At 48.3% G+C, this 17,388-nt stretch carries 15 protein-coding genes and 2 pseudogenes; 8 read left to right on the top strand and 9 right to left on the bottom strand.

The genetic code is table 11. The features are described from left to right. Positions 1 to 177: 177 nt before the first annotated feature. Positions 178 to 1,488 (bottom strand): lipase, encoded by a 1,311-nt coding sequence (locus ACTHSP_RS04695; RefSeq protein WP_314513080.1) that lies wholly within the window; start codon positions 1,486 to 1,488, stop codon positions 178 to 180. After that, complete coding sequence (locus ACTHSP_RS04690; RefSeq protein ID WP_314513078.1) at positions 1,485 to 2,153, bottom strand: hypothetical protein; 669 nt, start codon at positions 2,151 to 2,153, stop codon at positions 1,485 to 1,487. The genes ACTHSP_RS04695 and ACTHSP_RS04690 overlap by 4 nt, the downstream gene beginning before the upstream one ends. A gap of 511 nt (positions 2,154 to 2,664) precedes the next feature. On the opposite strand from ACTHSP_RS04690, the gene ACTHSP_RS04685 reads away from it, so the two are divergent. The 3 genes from ACTHSP_RS04685 (at position 2,665) to ACTHSP_RS04675 (ending at position 5,332) form a co-directional block, all read left to right on the top strand. Then, complete coding sequence (locus tag ACTHSP_RS04685; RefSeq protein ID WP_314513076.1) at positions 2,665 to 3,273, top strand: hypothetical protein; 609 nt, start codon at positions 2,665 to 2,667, stop codon at positions 3,271 to 3,273. Continuing rightward, entirely contained in the window at positions 3,270 to 4,607 is a 1,338-nt protein-coding gene (locus ACTHSP_RS04680; RefSeq protein ID WP_314513075.1) for a PEP/pyruvate-binding domain-containing protein, read from the top strand. Before ACTHSP_RS04685 ends, ACTHSP_RS04680 begins: the two co-directional genes overlap by 4 nt. A gap of 92 nt (positions 4,608 to 4,699) precedes the next feature. Next, entirely contained in the window at positions 4,700 to 5,332 is a 633-nt protein-coding gene (locus tag ACTHSP_RS04675; RefSeq protein WP_314513073.1) for a histidine phosphatase family protein, read from the top strand. 56 nt (positions 5,333 to 5,388) lie between these two features. Here ACTHSP_RS04675 and ACTHSP_RS04670 read toward each other — a convergent pair whose 3' ends face one another. Beyond that, positions 5,389 to 5,967 (bottom strand): NAD(P)H-dependent oxidoreductase, encoded by a 579-nt coding sequence (locus ACTHSP_RS04670; RefSeq protein WP_314513071.1) that lies wholly within the window; start codon positions 5,965 to 5,967, stop codon positions 5,389 to 5,391. 82 nt (positions 5,968 to 6,049) lie between these two features. Continuing rightward, positions 6,050 to 6,391, bottom strand: coding sequence for a LysR substrate-binding domain-containing protein (locus ACTHSP_RS04665; protein WP_440345728.1), 342 nt, complete (start codon positions 6,389 to 6,391; stop codon positions 6,050 to 6,052). On the opposite strand from ACTHSP_RS04665, the gene ACTHSP_RS04660 reads away from it, so the two are divergent. Beyond that, positions 6,369 to 6,617: a hypothetical protein gene (locus ACTHSP_RS04660; RefSeq protein ID WP_314513069.1), complete on the top strand. Its 249-nt coding sequence runs from the start codon at positions 6,369 to 6,371 to the stop codon at positions 6,615 to 6,617. The genes ACTHSP_RS04665 and ACTHSP_RS04660 overlap by 23 nt on opposite strands. Before the next feature lie 10 nt (positions 6,618 to 6,627). Here ACTHSP_RS04660 and ACTHSP_RS04655 read toward each other — a convergent pair whose 3' ends face one another. Then, complete coding sequence (locus ACTHSP_RS04655; RefSeq protein ID WP_440345721.1) at positions 6,628 to 7,479, bottom strand: MBL fold metallo-hydrolase; 852 nt, start codon at positions 7,477 to 7,479, stop codon at positions 6,628 to 6,630. Between the two features lie 97 nt (positions 7,480 to 7,576). Here ACTHSP_RS04655 and ACTHSP_RS04650 point away from each other — a divergent pair, with 97 nt between their 5' ends. After that, complete coding sequence (locus tag ACTHSP_RS04650; RefSeq protein WP_440345727.1) at positions 7,577 to 8,563, top strand: GlxA family transcriptional regulator; 987 nt, start codon at positions 7,577 to 7,579, stop codon at positions 8,561 to 8,563. Positions 8,564 to 8,573: 10 nt separating this feature from the next. Here ACTHSP_RS04650 and ACTHSP_RS04645 read toward each other — a convergent pair whose 3' ends face one another. Then, positions 8,574 to 8,723, bottom strand: coding sequence for a hypothetical protein (locus tag ACTHSP_RS04645; RefSeq protein ID WP_318250436.1), 150 nt, complete (start codon positions 8,721 to 8,723; stop codon positions 8,574 to 8,576). Between the two features lie 472 nt (positions 8,724 to 9,195). Between ACTHSP_RS04645 and ACTHSP_RS04640 the strand changes: the two are divergent. Next, positions 9,196 to 12,279 (top strand): annotated as a pseudogene (locus ACTHSP_RS04640) (TonB-dependent receptor domain-containing protein). Positions 12,280 to 12,497: 218 nt separating this feature from the next. Here the strand turns inward: ACTHSP_RS04640 and nadC are convergent. Together nadC and ACTHSP_RS04630 are read right to left on the bottom strand one after the other, a co-directional pair. Continuing rightward, positions 12,498 to 13,379 (bottom strand): carboxylating nicotinate-nucleotide diphosphorylase, encoded by an 882-nt coding sequence (gene nadC / locus ACTHSP_RS04635; RefSeq protein WP_049351020.1) that lies wholly within the window; start codon positions 13,377 to 13,379, stop codon positions 12,498 to 12,500. Positions 13,380 to 13,455: 76 nt separating this feature from the next. Beyond that, positions 13,456 to 14,394 (bottom strand): NUDIX hydrolase, encoded by a 939-nt coding sequence (locus tag ACTHSP_RS04630; RefSeq protein ID WP_440345720.1) that lies wholly within the window; start codon positions 14,392 to 14,394, stop codon positions 13,456 to 13,458. Between the two features lie 156 nt (positions 14,395 to 14,550). Between ACTHSP_RS04630 and nadA the strand changes: the two genes are divergently transcribed. Both nadA and nadB read left to right on the top strand, forming a co-directional pair. Then, entirely contained in the window at positions 14,551 to 15,663 is a 1,113-nt protein-coding gene (gene nadA, locus ACTHSP_RS04625) for a quinolinate synthase NadA (RefSeq protein ID WP_440345719.1), read from the top strand. 53 nt (positions 15,664 to 15,716) lie between these two features. Beyond that, on the top strand, positions 15,717 to 17,225 hold the full coding sequence (nadB, locus tag ACTHSP_RS04620) for an L-aspartate oxidase (RefSeq protein ID WP_440345718.1): 1,509 nt from the start codon (positions 15,717 to 15,719) through the stop codon (positions 17,223 to 17,225). Positions 17,226 to 17,284: 59 nt separating this feature from the next. On the opposite strand, the pseudogene ACTHSP_RS04615 reads toward nadB, so the two are convergent. Beyond that, positions 17,285 to 17,388 (bottom strand): annotated as a pseudogene (locus ACTHSP_RS04615) (IS481 family transposase); the annotation flags it as partial.

The following is a 17,388-nucleotide window of genomic DNA, read 5'->3' as shown; positions in this document are numbered from 1 at the left end:
TAACGACTAGTTTTACGACGGTTGTATTCCTTTTTTCATGCTGCTGATGTCCCCTAACGAATTTTGAACAAATTTTTGACTGACATCTTCTATTCCACCCAAGGCATTTGCCAATTTTAAAATAGTGGCATCATAGTCCAAGTTCGTTACCGAACCGCGCCCTGGCGTCCATTTCTTTTACGACAAGCTCATACCTCGTGTCTGGGTTTGCGCTATCTGTCTTTGTTGTTCATCATATTCAGATTGCCGTGTAGCTTGTTGAATTTGATTCAAACTTTCTACTGCTGGTATAGAGGCAGATTCATTTATATGCATTCCAACACGATTTAGATGGGGGTTGAGTTCACCAATTAGATATTGATCTCTTTGCACACTGAACAGAGTGGCATTAGTCATTCCTTGTGATGTCCCTAAAGCAGTAAGAGCCATTACGGAATTTTGGAATTTTTCTTTATCAATAGGCAAACCGTTTTTCTCATGGTAAGCGGTCATATGCCCTTTGACAGAATCAAAAAGTTTTTGTGCCTCAGGTGGAAGAGATTGTGGGTTAAATGAAGCAACTGTCTGCATGAAATTGTACTGCTCTTCCTTATCATTCCAAGACATCAGGTTCGGATCTCTGTCAGTTTTTTCCCGGATTTTCCGGTACATTTCTTGTGATTCATTCAGACTTTTGTTAGTTTTATAAATACCGCTTCGAATAAAGCTGACATCGCCACGATAATCATCAATCATTTTTTTATTGCGTTCAGCTAACTCTAAAGCTGGCCTATAATTACGCTCCGAAAGTATAGACTTAGGACCTGTAAAATTGCTGATAGAATGAGACCACCAATTAATAAGTGCCGCTGGAGTAGCTTGTGATGCAAATGTATTGATACTTGTATTGTAGCCAGCAGCCCACATACCCATCAGTTCGTGATTCTGAGCTAGAATGACCATTTTGCCGTAATGTGGACCTGCAGCAGATACGACATCTGAGGCCAAGGCATAATTGATTACTTTATCCCCCCCTTTAGGAATCCCATTTAAAGCTGCTGCACCATAGGCGTTAAAGGTAACGCCCTCCTGCTTGAAACGATAAGATTGAATTTGAGCTAGTGTTCCCCCTAAGGAATGGCCAACTTGTGTTATACGAGGTTGACTTTGTTCAGGATGTTTATTGTGAAATTTATCTGCTTCTTTTAGTGCCATCATAGTTAGTTTTGCTGCATCTTCTGCCTGGATATTGGCCTTATGGATAACCATTTTCAGATCAACTTTGGCATCCATCAGAGATGACGTCCCCCTATGGGCGACAACAATCTCATTGGTACGGACATCTTGATAAACTACACCTTGATAGTCTGTTGTCGGGTTTTTGTGGACAGCTAGAACTCTATAATGATTTCCGCCAATAAATAAGGTTTTATTAGAGGGTGTAACCACACGGTTTTCATAGGAATCTTGAGCAAGGTCAGCATACTGTTGTTTACTTAGTCGGTTCATGGTTTAACTTTCTCTAGAGTAACGGTGATACTAAAAAAATCATTGTCATTATGAGGTCCTGCCCCATAGGCAGTCAGGCTTTTTTCACCAAAATCCACATCAGGAGAATCTTCGCTTCCATATGGTAAACCGTCTTTATTTTTATAATACGGATACCCTCGCTTCCAATAATATTTGGTCAGTGTCTTTTCTTTTTCAAGATTTTCCATTACATCGCTGATATTGAATTCAGTTTCTTCCTTTCTACCTGTCGCCTTAAATGAAGCTCCAAAATTTTCAGGCTTCCATTGGCAGACACCTTCTCCGAAATAATCCTCATCCAGTACAGCATCAGCATAGAAGAGTACTTCGTATTCATCATGTCCGACCAAATTCATTTTGATTGGAATATTTTTCTCAGGAGATGCTTTCGCACCTGCCAACCGACTAATGGTATAAGAACAATTTCTTGCTGCATAACCAATATACATATCGTTTATAGGTTTCATCGGCCCCGGTGCATTATTAATCTTAACCTTGATCCTGTATGGTTGTTTCGGCTCAGGGTTCAATTTGAAACGTGCTTCTGTTTGTTCTTGGACACTCATATTATTTCTCTCCGTACAAGCATTTAGGCTAAAAGTTGACAATAAAGCTGCAGATAGCAGCAGGATAAAAGGTTTCATCAGTAAAGTCCTTATTCAATATCATGAGCAAGTTAAATATTAATTTAAGATAACTTGATCAGGATACATTCATGTTCGTTGATTGTCTGATGCTTCAACGTATTTACCACATTACTCTAAATAGTGGTTATTATTGAGGTATATTATAACAATATTCAGACATCTTAACTGAGATGATGCTGATGGTAAATAGATAGTGATTAACGGGAAAAATGTAGTCTGAATGGTAATATTTAAGAAATATTGGAAACTCTACTTTACCTTATCCTACTCATCGTTTTTTTTCTATTTCTTCTTCCTTCTTCTAAATTTCAATAACTTGTTTTAAAGTATTCAGGTCCATGAATATTTTAGGAGTGTTGACAATCTAAAAGGCCGTCTGAAATTACGTTTCAGACGGCCTATTTAATATCAGATGATAAAACTGATTTATCCAGGCAACAAACAGTTTGATTTAGATTTTTACCATAGGTATATTTCTTTTCATCTGATTTAGATAACCGACAACATCATGAAGCTTGCTTTTTGCCTCCCAATATTGCTTTTACTTTCAGCGTGCCGTCCTGAGGCTGAGACAGCCGACACGGCTGCACCAACGGCGCGTAAGCCTTCTTATTACGAGTCTGAAAAGCGTCAACCTGCAGCCACTCCAGTTAAAACACAAATTCCTGCGTTATCTGCAATCAAAAGCCAGGCCGATTTTAACTTACTTTCGCGTATCTATGATCAAGGTAGTGAATATGAAATTCCTCATATCCTTTTCCTCATCGATCGTGAAGACGACGGCCGTACCGACTACATCAATACTCCTAAATTTCGGCTGCATGAGCATTATCTGGCTACTATCTTGAAACCCATGCTGTCAAAAACTGAATTAAATCAACAATACCGTAGTCCTAACCGGCGTTATCTGTTTGGTACTATCAGTTGGCAGAATAGTACTCAGGAATATGTTTATGAGTTTTGGGAAGGAGACAAAATCACGCCTGAATTGTTGAGATTGGCAGCAGGCCGTCTGAAAGACAGTTTCTATGCTCCGTTCGTTATAAAACCAATTCTTTATGGCAGGAAACCGTTGCCGAACAAAGCAAAGTTCCTTTTATTACCCAAGAAAGTTTGATTAAGAATTTCCCCTACCTGCCTCTAAACCAAGGTAAAGCGATAGGCACATTACGCGTTATTACCAAAGGAGATGATCTTTATAATGTCGGCGCCGACGATATTATTATTTTGAAAGAGGTTCCCCTAGAGCTGCCACCTGTGGCAGGGATTATCAGCGAGAAACCATCTACTGCACTATCGCATGTGAATGTATTGGCACGCGGCTGGGGGATTCCCAATATTTACCTTAAAGACGCAGAAAAAATCCTAGCCCCATATATTGGCCGTCGTATCGAATTTGAAGCGACTGCTAAGCAATACCGAATTGTCCAAACCAACCGGAACACTACCAGTAAAAGCTTTTCAGACGGCCTTACCCTGCCCCAACCTGATGTTTCCGATTATGGCCTTAGGGCTTTGTCAAACCTGCGCCGTGATGACAGCCGTTACTGCGGCAGTAAGGCTGCCAACCTCGGTCATATCCGCGCCCATATTAAAGGTAGTAATGTACCTGACGGATTCTGCATTCCGTTTGTCTATTATCAAGCCATGATGGATAGGCTGGGTATTAATGCAACAACACTGGCCCAAATCGAAACACAAAGTGATGGAGACAACCGCAAGCGACGCACTGCTTTACTCACACTGCAGAAAAAAATTACCGATGCCGAAATCCCGTCAGAATGGAAACACAGATGGGCTGAACAATGGCGCAATCAATTAAACAGCAAAGGCGTGTTTGTCCGCAGCTCCTCTAATTCCGAAGACTTGCCCAATTTCAGCGGCGCAGGGCTATACACCACCGTGCCAAATGTTACCGATGAAAACGCGTTGGCCGAAGCAGTGAAGCAATCTTGGGCTTCCGTCTTCAATTACAGTGCATACGAAGCCCGCCGTATTGCCGGATTGCCTCACGATAGCGTGAAAATGAGTGTCTTTGTGCAACAAAGCATCAATGCAGATCTCTCCGGTGTACTGGTTACCATCAATCCCTATGATATTGCTCAGAAAAACAGCTCCTACATTGCCGCCAAACGTGGGTTGGGTATTCGTGTCGTTGAAGGTAAACGGGTAGCCGAACAGGTAGTCTATAACCGTCGCAATGATTCTGTACAACGTCTCAGCTCCTCTAATGAAACCACAGCATTGCAACTGGATAAAAACGGTGGAGTACGCGAGGTGCCTGTAACCAGTGGCAATGTAATGAATCAAGAACAAATACGTCGCCTTGACCAAACCGGCCAACAAATCAAACAGCTATTTGCAAATGGTGAACAGGACATCGAATGGGCGTTTGACAACGGTAAGCTTGTTATCCTCCAAGCACGACCGTATCTAAACGGCACACGTTAAAGTAAAAAGACCGTCTGAAATTATCGTTTCAGACGGCCTTTGCATCATAAGTTAGTTATACCCTATACTTCCCCGTTCTCCAAGGAACTATGATGTCAAAACAGCTCACATTTTATTTTATTCGCCATGGCCGTACCCAATGGAACGAACAGGGGCTTTTGCAGGGATCAGGCAATTCACCACTGACCGAACAAGGGATTGCAGGAGCTCAGAAAACCGGGGCGGCGCTACAACAAGTAGAATTTACCGCTGCTTATTCCAGTATTTTACAACGCGCCATTGATACGGCTGGCCATATTATCGGTCAGCGTCCTATTCCTCTTTTTCAGCACTGTGGACTAAATGAGCAATCATTTGGAAGTTGGGAAGGCATGCAGATCACTGACCTGCGGAAGTTAACCGAATTCAGACAACTGACCAATGACCCGGCATCTTATAAAGCATTAAGCAATGGTGGCGAAATCTTTGAACAATTAGCAGTACGTGCAATGGCCGCCCTTTACGATATCATTAAAGTACATCAATCGAGAGCCAATATTTTAGTGGTATCGCATGGCCATACCTTGCGGCTTTTATTATCCTTACTAGGCGGAGCGACTTGGGAAAACCATCGTGATGAGGGTAAATCCGTGTCATTGTTAAATACTTCGATCAGTATTGTGAAATACAATAGTGAAAGCGGTTTTCATATTGAGCAACTTAACGATGTAGCTCATTTACAATGATTACAACCATTCAACAATAATAAAAAGGTGGGCATTTTTACCCACCTTTTTTGCCATTAGCCGAACACTTTTTCCAAGTGTGCTTGGTAGTCTGCTAAGTATCGTGCTACTTGTGGATTTTTAATCACATCGTTACATACGAATGTCGGCAGACGGGTCAAGCCGATGAATTCGTTGAGTTTGTGGAAGTGCATGTATAACGCATCCATGCCTTTTCCTTCAAAGAAGTCTCCTTCACGAGTGAACGCTTCAATCGGGGCATTCCATGTAAGTGAAAGCATGTGTTTTTTGTTTTGCAACAAGCCACCTGTGCCGTAGCCTTCAGTCGGATTGACACGATGGCGACCATCACTGTGGTAAAGCTTGCCGTGTCCGGCGGTTAATACTTCATCTATGTATTTTTTCACTGTCCAAGGTTCGTGCATCCACCAGCCTGGCATCTGCCAAATCACTGCATCCATCCATAAGAATTTTTCGATTTCTGCTTCAACATCGTAACCAGCATCAATCACGGTTTCTTTTACATTATGTCCAAGTGCGGTCAAAACTTCTTTCGCTTTTTTGTGAAGCGTGTGGTTCAACTCGCCATGCGAATGCCCGAAATCTTTACCGCCATCCAATAATAAAATATTCATCTTTTGCTCCTAAAACAAATAATTCTGAAAAATGAGGGCTTTAATTATGCCTTTTTACTGCATCTTTTAAAAGTCCATTCACCTACACGCTATTTGCAGACCATAAAGGGAAATTTCTCGTACCTATTACCGACAGGCTGACATTTCTTTGTAGCCCCATCGCTTTCAGGGCTTGATCGGTAACACCACTGAAGCGGCCGCCATGATAGGAAATCAAGGCTTGCTCTAACTGGCAAAATTGCTCAAGGGTAAGTTCTGATTGCTGGGCTATGGGGTGATCGTGGCAAACAGCACAGATATAGCGTTCGTCATACAAATTTTTGGCATGAATATCCGGTGCTTGGAAGTCTAGTGTAACCACTGCAAAGTCGATTTGTCGCTGTTCAAGCTGATTTTGCACGATGCTTTCGTTAATCGCCAGCACCGCCACTTTAATTTTCGGCGCTTGGATTTTAGAAAACCTGCCTAACAACCGAGTGCATGTATTAACCGAAGAAAGCCAAATCGGCAAACTCGCCAAAGGCTTGGTAGAAACTGTGCTAAACCCAATGGTAAACGGCCATCAAGCATGGTTGGACGGTTTAACAAAAGTGGCAAAAAATAAAGCAGCCTGCACTTTGAAAAGCAAGGTGCAGGCTGCTTTAAGGTAAAAGCCGTTTATCAATCCAGTTTTACGATTTCTCCGTCTTCCGGAACGTTCACACGGCTTTCAATGCCTTGACCGCGTATAAATTTACGCATATCGGCGCGGCTGACGGCGGTATGATTCACGGTATCCATGTGTACGGTGATGATTTTGGCTTTAGGCATGACTTGGCTGGCTTTTAATACATCAGCCGTCCCCATAATAATGCCGTCTGAAATGCCTGAAATCAGCGCGTAGCCCGTGTTCATAATCAGATAATCGGGTTTGTAGCGGTTCAATGCTTTGTTTACATCTGCCGTCCACACAGTATCACCCATAATATAAGCGGTTTTATGTCCGTTGCTTTGGAATACCACACCCATTGCATCACCTAAGATTTCGGCTAGCTGCGGGTTGGCATACATGGCTTCTGTACCGTGTACGCCGCCGGTTTTGCTGATGGTTACGCCGTTGAAGACGGCGTTGCCGTTCAACACGCGTACATCAGTAAAGCCTTGGCTGCGGATTTTTGCCGCGTCGGCTTGGTGCTGCACATATACGGGCAGGTTTTTCGGAATGGAACGTGCGGCGGTTTCGTCCCAATGGTCTTCGTGAGTATGGGTAACGATAACTGCATCCACACCGTCCAAAATTTTATTCACGCTCATCGGCAGCCCGACCAGCGGCATTTTGGCTTGGTTATTGAACGTACCGGCAAAGCCGTTCATGGAATGCTTGGGGGCAAAAAACGGGTCAATCAAAAACGTCTGCCCCGCATATTTGACCTTGGCGGTAGCGTTACGGATATGTTGGTATGAATCGTCTGCCCAAGCAGAAAAGGCAGTTGCACTTAAAACGACTGAAAGAATAAATTGATTTAATTTCATGATATTGCTCCTTAAAAAATCATGGAGCGTATTTTAAACAGCAGACGCATCGGCTAAAATGGGCAATATTGCCAATAAACGCAAGAATAGTGCCAAAATGTCGTCTGAAAACAAGCGTAACGAGTTTCTCCAAAATCAAACTGTCCCCAAAATCGTGCTATATGCTCAATCGGGCATGAATGATTTTGTCTTCAACATTCCCTTTTCTGTTTTTCAGACGACCTATCGGGACAATCCGCTCTTTGACCTGAAAATCTGTTCCGATGACAGCAAAGACGTCATCACGGCACTGGGCGCAAGCATTCCCGTACACGGCGGCTTGGATTTGACGGAAGAAGCCGACATCATCGTCATCGCAGGCTGGCGCAATATTGAAGAAGCCCCGACACCCGAGTTGAGCGCGCATTTACAGAAAGCGGTACAACGTGGTGCGCATATCACCGCCCTATGTTACGGCACTTACGCCCTTGCCTACACAGGACTTTTAGACGGCAGAACCGCCGCCACCCACTGGCTTGCCGAAGACGACTTTGTCCGCCGTTTCCCTAAAATTCATCTGGATACCAACCGCCTATATGCGGAAGACGGCAACTTTTTAACATCGGCAGGTGCGGCGGGCGGGCTGGATTGCTGCCTGTACCTCATCCGCAAAATCCACGGTGCAACCGTTGCCAACGACCTTGCCCGTACCTTGGTTGCGGCACCACACCGCGAAGGCGGGCAGGCACAGTTTATCCACCGACCTGTCGAACGTCGTACCGCCGATGACAAAATCAATCACTTATTGGACGAACTGCGCCAAAACCTTGCGACCCCATACCGCTTGGACGATTTGGCAAAAAAATTAGCTGTTTCCCGCCGAACCTTTATCCGCCATTTTTCTCAAGCCACAGGCATGAATTTTGGTGAGTGGCTCACAACAGAGCGGCTATGGCAGGTACAGGATTTGTTGGAAAATACGGATTTGCCGATAGAACGCATCGCCGAACAAAGCGGCTTCGGCAGCGCGGCAAACCTACGTTTGCAGTTCAAAGCCAAGTTTAAAATCAATCCGAATGCCTGGCGGAAAGTATTTGGCAGATAGCTCGCGTTAGTCAATCCAAAATACCTGGGTGCGGGCTGCTTCGGAGGTCTCCACTGAAACCGAGTTTCCCGCCAAACTGCCGCAGGCGGAATAAAACGTGAAAGTCAGACAAATACTTGCCCAAGGCAGGCGTATTAACTTCATCTAATTCACGCCGCATACGGTGATTTCCGCTCTCTCTACAAAGGAACAGAGCATATGTATTCGTTACGCCTACCTGTACAAACACCACCAGATGACATTCCATCACAGCACCGTTTACCGCCACCTTCATCAAGATAATCGACAAAGATCGAAAGGCGCATCGCCGAAAAAACATTTAGCCACGGAACGCCAAGTGTTTTATTCTTGAATCTGTTCCAACCACTGGTACCCGAATGTTGCATTTGAAATCTGAATCCAAGCCTGTCTGAAATTTTCAAACAGGCTTTTATTTGTTCCACTTATCCCTCACCCTTCTATTTACCTCAAACTCAAAAAACATTTCTATATTATTAAAAATTAGTTAGAATTTCACAAAATCATAAATAATAATCAAACTTATTTGTGTTATTTTAGTCAGAGTGTAATCGCATCTATTCGATCTGTCTCATTCAGATGGCCTTACCAATCAAGTTATATGGATACATTCTATGCAACCGATTAAAGTCACCACCCTCTCCGCCTGTATCGCCGCCATTGGTTTCGTCCCTGCCGTTTATGCTGCAGACAATTCGACAGTTATTCTCGATACCATCACGGTCAAAGGCACACGCAATAAAGACAAAATCGGTAAAAACCGGGTTTATACCCGAGAAATCGTCAATCTTTACAAAGGCAAAAACGAAGTTGAGACCTTCAAAGGCAACACCGTATCCGACCTTTTGAGCGGTATGTTCGGCGTGTACAGCAGCGCGCTGGATCCCAATATACGCGGCGTACAGTGACAGGGACGGATTCCCGTTACCATCGACGGCACGGAGCAGGCGATTACCGTCTGGCGCGGCTACGCAGGCGCAAACAACCGCAACTACGTCGACCCCAACATCATCAGCAGCGTTTCCATCGAAAAAGGCCCATCGTTCAGCCGTGATATGAAAAGCGGCATAGGCGGCTCCGTCGCCCTGAAAACCATCGATGCCGACGATATTGTCCCCGAAGGGCAGAAATACGGCTTTGAAGTGAAGGCGGAGGCTGCCAATAATTCCATCAAACAACGTGCCAATATCTATGAAAAATCAGTCGATTATCGGACATTGGATGATCCTACCGTCGCACTCGGCGGTATTTGGCGGGCAATGTTGGACGATACCGACCGAGTCAGCCAACGTTTTAGCGGACGCAATAAATTTGGTGAGGATAAAGCCTACCGTATTGCCGCCGCCACCAAGCAGGACAATTTCGATGCCATGCTCGCCTATGCCTACCGCAGTAAAGGCAATTATTTTTCCGGTAAAAAAGGGGCGGAGCGCTACGGCTATATCGGCCCTTGAACAATGGAGACGGTCAATGAATTAAACAGACAGATTGCAGATGCCGCTGCAAGAGGCGAAAAATTCTACGGAAGCGAGGCAATGTTGGGCGCACCTGATATTGCGAGAATTGGGCTTTCCTACCATCCGGGCGGCGAAGTAACCAATACTTCGCTGGAAAATAAATCATGGCTAGGCAAAACTACCTTCCGCTTGCCCAACCGCCAAACCTTGAAATTCGGACTGCGTCATACAGACTCCATTTTTGGTGAAATCATGCCCTCCCGCGTCATTGGTCCGCTATTCAGTACGCCGGATAATCTGAATAAAATTGCCGAATGGCCGAGGGCATGGGTCAAACAGCGTTCCTACAATATCGATTATTCATGGAAGCCCGAAGGCAACCGTTGGATAGATTTCGATGCGTCATTGTGGACGACCCGTACCAAATCCAAAACCAATACCGCAGGCGGTTCGCCCGGTGATGCCATGTATGAAGACAGGACGGATGGTGTCGAACAGCTTCCAAACACCAACGGACGCTTCAATACCATAGAGGGTAATGCCTACTATGCCAACAATACCCGCAACGGTTTCAACTTTTCCAACCGTATGAAATTGCACGATAAGCTGACGCTGACCTTAATGGGAGATTTCCAAAATGAAAAATTGAGATCCCGTAATGAGTTTTCAGAAGAATTAAGTCATGATGGTTTGGATAAATACAGGGAAGAAATAGAGGCATCACAATTGGCTACCAATACCGAACTGACAAGATTCGGCGAGCCGAGGAACGGTAGGCGCAGAGAATGGAATTTTGGTTTCAATTTCCGCTACCAGCCGATGAGCTGGCTGACTCTGACGGCAGGAGCGCGCTATACCAACTTCAAGATACAGGACGACAACGAGCGGCTGAAAACCGGATTTGACAAATACAACAATCCCTTAGAAGTTAATCGAGGTCAGGTATTTCGGTTTACCCGTGTAGCAACCGAGCAGGAATATCGTGATTATCTGAATGCGATCAACAATGATGAATTCAATGCGGCAAGAGACAGTATCGTAATAGATGAAAGAGGGGTGGCAATATTAAATCCCACTCCCCATAATGACGACAACAGACCAAGGCTGGATAAGCTGACATACTATTGGCTGAAAGACGACAAAGGTCGTCTGAATCCTGCCAATCATCCTTGGTTTGCCATTCCCGAGTTGCATAGTCAAGCCGTCAATCCTGCTTATGATCCAAGCAATCCTGACAGTCCGCGCGTAGTTCAAAAATATATACCTAATTACGACACTCTAAGGTTTTATAGGTCTCCTATTACATCTAACGAACTGCAGCGCGCCCGCAAACAGGGCGGCAGCGGCTGGGCGCCAGCTTTCTCCGCGACCATCAATTTTACAGACTATGCCCGCACCTATCTGCGCTATACCGAAACCCTGCGCTTTCCCAGCATATTTGAGGGAACATACGGCTTTTCAAATGTGGCAGGATCGTTTGCCCGCATGGGTTACGGCTGGCAACCCGAACACGCCAAAAACTGGGAGGTTGGCTATATTCATGATTTGACAGGGCTGTTTCCCAAAATGAAAAGCGCGGATTTCCGTGTCAACTACTTCCACAACAAAACCAAAAACATTATCGACAGGGACGAGAATTTTGAATTCGAGCAATTCGACAAACAAATCCGTACCGGCGTGGAGTTACAGGCACGCTTCGACAGCGGCAGGTTTTTTGGAGGAGTCGGCGTATTGCGTACGCTCAAAAACAAAGTTTGCGACAAATCTTTTGCCGTTTCCAGTGTAGATAATTCGAGTTATTTGAGCGGTGGCGGCTTTATTCCCGCGCCCGAATGCAATTACGGCGGCTTGACTGACAACGGCTATCTTGCCAGCATGGTTCAACCGCGCTGGTCGATTGATGCTGATTTGGGCGGACGCTTCTTCCGCAACAAGCTGGAAAGCGGCATCCGCTTCCATTACCACAGCCGTGTCTATCAAAACCGCCGTACCATATGGCAGGCTTATTACGACCAACTAAACCGTGTCAATGGCTCCAACCTTCAAGCGGACACCGATACTATGCGTTGGCAGCCTGTCGCCGTATGGGACGCCTATTTGCGCTACAAAATCGGCAAGAACCTGACTGCCGAGCTTGTGGGCAGCAACCTGACCAACCGCTACTACCTCGACCCGATGAGCCGCTCTTATCTGCCTGCACCTGGTAGGACAATCCGCATTGGGATAACTGGAAAATGGTAATGATCAATTAATCATTTGGGGAGTAAAAAGCCGTCTGAACATTGGGTTTCAGACGGCTTTTTACATGATGGCTTAGTTATGCCCTACTCTTTCATGTTATATGAAAGTTAAAGCTAACCTGCATAATTTTTATATCTTCTGCTTTGGAATTAAAAAGGCTGTTTGAAAATGAAACGTCTATATTTCAGACGGCCTTTGCTTTATAGCAAACTCAAAATTTAAGCCACGAAATCCAACCCTATGTCCAGCGAACGGCTGCTGTGGGTCAGATAGCCGAGGGCGATGCCATCCACGCCGGTTTGTGCCACGCGCTTCAGGCGGTCGAAGCCGATGCCGCCCGATGCTTCGCAATAGATGGTGTGTGTGTGGGCGGTTTGTGTGTGGCAGCGGTTTGCCGCTTCTTTCAAGGTTTCGTCGTCCATGTTGTCCAGCAAAATCCGTTCCGCGCCCGCTGCGATGGCTTCGTCCAGTTGTGCCAACGTGTCCACTTCGATTTCTACACAAGTCAACGGTCCGACCGCCTGTTTTGCCTGCCGAACTGCTTGGGCGATGCTGCCGCAATAGCCGAGGTGGTTGTCTTTGATGAGCACGGCGTCGTCCAAGCCCATGCGGTGGTTCACGCCGCCGCCCGCCCTGACGGCGTATTTTTGCAGGACGCGCAGCAGGGGGATGGTTTTGCGGCTGCACACGATGTCTGTGCCGTATTCGGCGACCTCGGCGACGGCACGCGCGGTGGCGGTGGCGATGCCGCTCAAGTGCGTGAGGTAGTTGAGCGCGGTGCGTTCGGCGGCAAGCAGGGCGCGGGCGTTGCCTTCGACGACAGCCAGCGTCTGACCTGCGCGGACGGCTTGCCCGTCGTGGATTTCGGCTTGGAAGCGGACGGACGAATCCATCGTCTGAAAGGCGAGACGCGCCAAGTCCATGCCGGCGATGACGCCGTCTTCACGGCTGACGAGGAAGAGTTTGGCGGTTTTGTCGGGTGCGATGACGGCGGCGGACGTAATGTCACCGCGCCTGCCCAAGTCTTCGCTCAAGGCTTGTTCTACCATGGGACGCAACAGGGTATCGGGTAGAGGAAGAAGATTGTTTTCAGACGACATGAAGTTTCCTTTGTTGGAAAAATATTGATATTGCCCCGATGGGGCAAAATTTAATTTGAGGCCGTCTGAAAATCAGTTAGCGGCTACCTAACGGCAGTCCGATATCAGAAATCAACTGATCGGGCAGGACATCGTCGCGGAAGCGGTAAAGCTGAGCAGGACGGCCTTTACTGCCTGATACGCCGGTATCCGACGGCTCGATAAGGTTTTGCTGCTGAATCTGGCGGCGGAAGTTTTGCTTATGCAGCAATCTGCCGCTGATGGCTTCGACGCTGTTTTGCAGTTGCAGCAGTGTAAATTCGGGCGGCATCAGTTCAAAAATTACGGGGCGGTATTTGATTTTGGCGCGTAGGCGGGATAAGGCTGTCGCCAGTACGCGGCGGTGGTCGTGGCGCATGGGCTGCCCCGTGAGCGCGAAGTCGAAGTTTGCCTGCGGCTCGGCGGCTTCCGCTATCAGGCCGCTTTCATACAGCATTTCATAGCGTTGCAAAACGTATTCTTCCGACCAGTTTTCAGGTTCTACCCCCCAGCACAAATGAATCCGCTTGAGTCGTTTTTGGCGTACTTCCTCCGTATCCGCAGAGTTTACCCAAATGCGCAGGCGGCTGACGATGGTCTCATGTTGCCTACCGGCGCTACGTAAATCTTCCCACGGAAAATAGCAATAGCAGTCCTGCCATTTCGCGTCGGGATGCAGGATGTTGTCGGCCGCCTCGCGCACCAGTCCTAGATAGCTGACGTATAAGACAGGTAAGCCTTGTTCATTTTGGCGGCTCGTATCCACAAACGTGTAAAGCTGTTCTACATAGCCCATAGGCTGTGATGTCTGCTTGGCAACCCACATTCTGACCCCTGCCTGCAAGGAGTGGCGAAGCGGTGCAAGCAAGCCATTGGGTAATAACTCTCCCTGGGCAACTGTCAAAACCCTCAAGCTGCCGTTTGTAATGGCGATCAGTACAGGAACAAGTTCAACGATACTTTGCGGATTGACCGCTGTTTCAGGATAGGCATCCATGCATGGCTTTCATTCAAGAGAAAACCTTATTGTAAACCAAAGCGGTTTTCAGACGACCTTGCATATTATACTCAATTTGAGCATAATATAAAACTATTTCAAAATATAAACGGCAAACCTTCATGCCGTCTGAAAAACCAGCCACAAGGAAACATCATGCAAACCGCCGCCCGCCGCTCGTTCGATTACGACATGCCCCTCATCCAAACGCCGACTTCCGCCTGCCAAATCCGACAGGCTTGGGCGAAGGTTGCCGATACGCCAGACCGCGAGACGGCGGGCTACCTGAAAAACGAAATCAAGGCTTTGCTGAAGGAAAAAAACGCAGTTTTGGTAGCGCATTATTATGTTGATCCGCTGATTCAGGATTTGGCTTTGGAAACGGGCGGGTGCGTGGGCGATTCGCTGGAGATGGCGCGCTTCGGCGCGGAACATGAAGCCGGCACGCTGGTGGTGGCGGGCGTGCGCTTCATGGGCGAGAGTGCGAAAATCCTCTGCCCTGAAAAAACGGTGCTGATGCCTGATTTGGAAGCGGAATGTTCTTTGGATTTGGGTTGTCCGGAAGAAGCGTTTTCGGCGTTTTGCGACCAACACCCCGACCGTACGGTGGTAGTGTACGCCAACACTTCCGCCGCCGTGAAAGCGCGTGCCGATTGGGTGGTAACGTCTTCGGTGGCGTTGGAAATTGTGTCCTATCTGAAATCACGCGGCGAGAAACTGATTTGGGGACCCGACCGCCACCTCGGCGACTACATCCGCCGCGAAACGGGCGCGGATATGCTTTTGTGGCAGGGTTCGTGCATCGTCCATAACGAATTCAAAGGGCAGGAGCTGGCGGCGTTGAAAGCGGAACACCCCGACGCGGTGGTGCTGGTTCATCCCGAATCGCCGCAAAGCGTCATCGAACTGGGCGAAGTGGTCGGCTCAACCAGCAAACTGCTCAAAGCCGCCGTATCGCGCCCTGAAAAAAAATTTATCGTAGCGACCGATTTAGGCATCTTGCACGAAATGCAAAAGCAGGCACCCGACAAAGAATTTATCGCCGCACCAACGGCGGGCAACGGCGGAAGCTGCAAAAGCTGCGCGCTCTGCCCATGGATGGCGATGAATTCGCTGGGCGGCATCAAATACGCTCTGACAAGCGGACACAACGAAATCCTGTTGGACAGAAAGCTGGGCGAAGCTGCCAAACTGCCTTTGCAGCGTATGCTCGACTTCGCGGCAGGACTCAAACGCGGGGATGTGTTCAACGGCATGGGACCCGCCTGATTTGCCGTCAATATTGCCGTTTCAGACGACCTCTCAAACAAGGACAACACCATATGCAAACCGATTGCGACGTATTGATTGCCGGAAACGGGCTGGCGGCACTGACGCTCGCCCTGTCTCTGCCTGAATCGTTCCGCATCGTCATTTTGTGCAAAAACCGGCTGGACGACACCGCAAGCCGTCATGCGCAAGGCGGGATTGCGGCGGCGTGGTCGGGAGAGGACGACATCGAAAAACACGTTGCCGATACCTTAGAAGCGGGCGCGGGTTTGTGCGACGAAGCCGCCGTCCGCGCCATCCTGTCGCAGGGCAAACCGGCAATCGAATGGCTGCTGGCGCAGGGCGTGGCGTTCGACCGGAATCATAACGACCTGCACCTGACGCGCGAAGGCGGGCATACCTGCCGCCGAATCGCCCACGTCGCCGACTACACGGGCGAAGCCGTCATGCAGAGCCTGATTGCCCAAATACGCCGCCGCCCGAACATCCGCGTTTACGAGCAGCAGATGGCGTTGGACGTTCAAACCGAATCAGGCGCGGCGTGCGGACTGACCGTCCTCGACCGCCGAACGCAAGGAACCTACCGTATCCGCGCCCGCCATACCGTACTCGCAGGCGGTGGCTTGGGACAGATTTACGCCGCCACCACTACGCCGCCCGAATGCACGGGCGACGCCATCGCCATGGCGATACGCGCAGGCTGCGCAGTCGAAAACCTCGAATTTATCCAATTCCACCCCACAGGCTTGGCAAGGCCGTCTGAAAACAGCCGCACCTTCCTGATTTCCGAAGCCGTGCGCGGCGAAGGCGGCATTCTGAGCAACCAAGCGGGCGAACGGTTTATGCCGCATTACGACCGCCGCGCCGAACTCGCGCCGCGCGACATCGTTGCCCGCGCCATCGCCGCCGAAATCGCCAAACAAACGCAAGATTTCGTCTCGCTCGACATCAGCCGCCAACCTGCAGAGTTCATCCGTCAGCATTTCCCGTCCATCCATCGGCACTGCCTGTCCCAATGCGGTTTGGACATCACGCGCCAAGCCATCCCCGTCCGCCCCGTGCAACACTACACCTGCGGCGGTATCCAAACCGACCCCAGTGGCAGAACCTCCCTGCCGCAGCTCTACGCCTTAGGCGAAACCGCCTGCACAGGGCTGCACGGAGCCAACCGCCTCGCCAGCAACTCCCTGCTCGAATGCGTCGTTACCGCCAGGCTTGCCGCCCAAACCATCGCAGACGGACAAGCGTTCCAAACCGCACCGCCCCAAAGGTCGTCTGAAAACCCCTCCGCCGAAGCAGGCATCTTTTCAGACGACCTCCAAAACACATTCAGCCGCCCCGTCCTGCAAGCGTTCAACCAACGCCATCTCGGCATCCTCCGCAACGATACCGGCCTGCGCCGCGCCATCGCCCAACTGCGGCTTTGGAAGCAAAACCAAGCCGAACCGCACACCGCGTCCGAATACGAAAACCGCAACCTGCTCGAATGCAGCCTCGCCGTCGCCCAAGCCGCATACAGGCGGAGACAGAACATCGGAGCACATTTTAATAGTGATTGTTAAGGCTGATAGTGAAAACATTTCTTCAATAAATAAAGTCATGTAGAAAATAACCGCGTTGTTTACACCACAGGTTGAGAAAAATAAGCCTGCAAGACCTCAAACGGCGTATCGCCGTTCAAACTGCGGTGCGGCTTCACAGTGTTATAGAAATTAACAAAGCGGC

The sequence above is a fragment of the Neisseria sp. P0001.S005 genome, from assembly GCF_051963715.1.
Note: the sequence above shows the minus strand (reverse complement) of the source record. Positions and strands in the feature narration are given on the sequence as shown.

Excerpts from the sequence above, each read along its gene's own strand:
- ACTHSP_RS04695 (WP_314513080.1), bottom strand. The coding sequence starts at position 1,488 with ATGAACCGACTAAGTAAACAACAGTATGCTGACCTTGCTCAAGATTCC.
- ACTHSP_RS04690 (WP_314513078.1), bottom strand. The coding sequence starts at position 2,153 with ATGAAACCTTTTATCCTGCTGCTATCTGCAGCTTTATTGTCAACTTTT.
- ACTHSP_RS04685 (WP_314513076.1), top strand. The coding sequence starts at position 2,665 with ATGAAGCTTGCTTTTTGCCTCCCAATATTGCTTTTACTTTCAGCGTGC.
- ACTHSP_RS04675 (WP_314513073.1), top strand. The coding sequence starts at position 4,700 with ATGTCAAAACAGCTCACATTTTATTTTATTCGCCATGGCCGTACCCAA.
- ACTHSP_RS04670 (WP_314513071.1), bottom strand. The coding sequence starts at position 5,967 with ATGAATATTTTATTATTGGATGGCGGTAAAGATTTCGGGCATTCGCAT.
- ACTHSP_RS04660 (WP_314513069.1), top strand. The coding sequence starts at position 6,369 with ATGCTTTCGTTAATCGCCAGCACCGCCACTTTAATTTTCGGCGCTTGG.
- ACTHSP_RS04655 (WP_440345721.1), bottom strand. The coding sequence starts at position 7,479 with ATGAAATTAAATCAATTTATTCTTTCAGTCGTTTTAAGTGCAACTGCC.
- ACTHSP_RS04650 (WP_440345727.1), top strand. The coding sequence starts at position 7,577 with ATGTCGTCTGAAAACAAGCGTAACGAGTTTCTCCAAAATCAAACTGTC.
- ACTHSP_RS04645 (WP_318250436.1), bottom strand. The coding sequence starts at position 8,723 with ATGCGGCGTGAATTAGATGAAGTTAATACGCCTGCCTTGGGCAAGTAT.
- nadC (WP_049351020.1), bottom strand. The coding sequence starts at position 13,379 with ATGTCGTCTGAAAACAATCTTCTTCCTCTACCCGATACCCTGTTGCGT.
- ACTHSP_RS04630 (WP_440345720.1), bottom strand. The coding sequence starts at position 14,394 with ATGGATGCCTATCCTGAAACAGCGGTCAATCCGCAAAGTATCGTTGAA.
- nadA (WP_440345719.1), top strand. The coding sequence starts at position 14,551 with ATGCAAACCGCCGCCCGCCGCTCGTTCGATTACGACATGCCCCTCATC.
- nadB (WP_440345718.1), top strand. The coding sequence starts at position 15,717 with ATGCAAACCGATTGCGACGTATTGATTGCCGGAAACGGGCTGGCGGCA.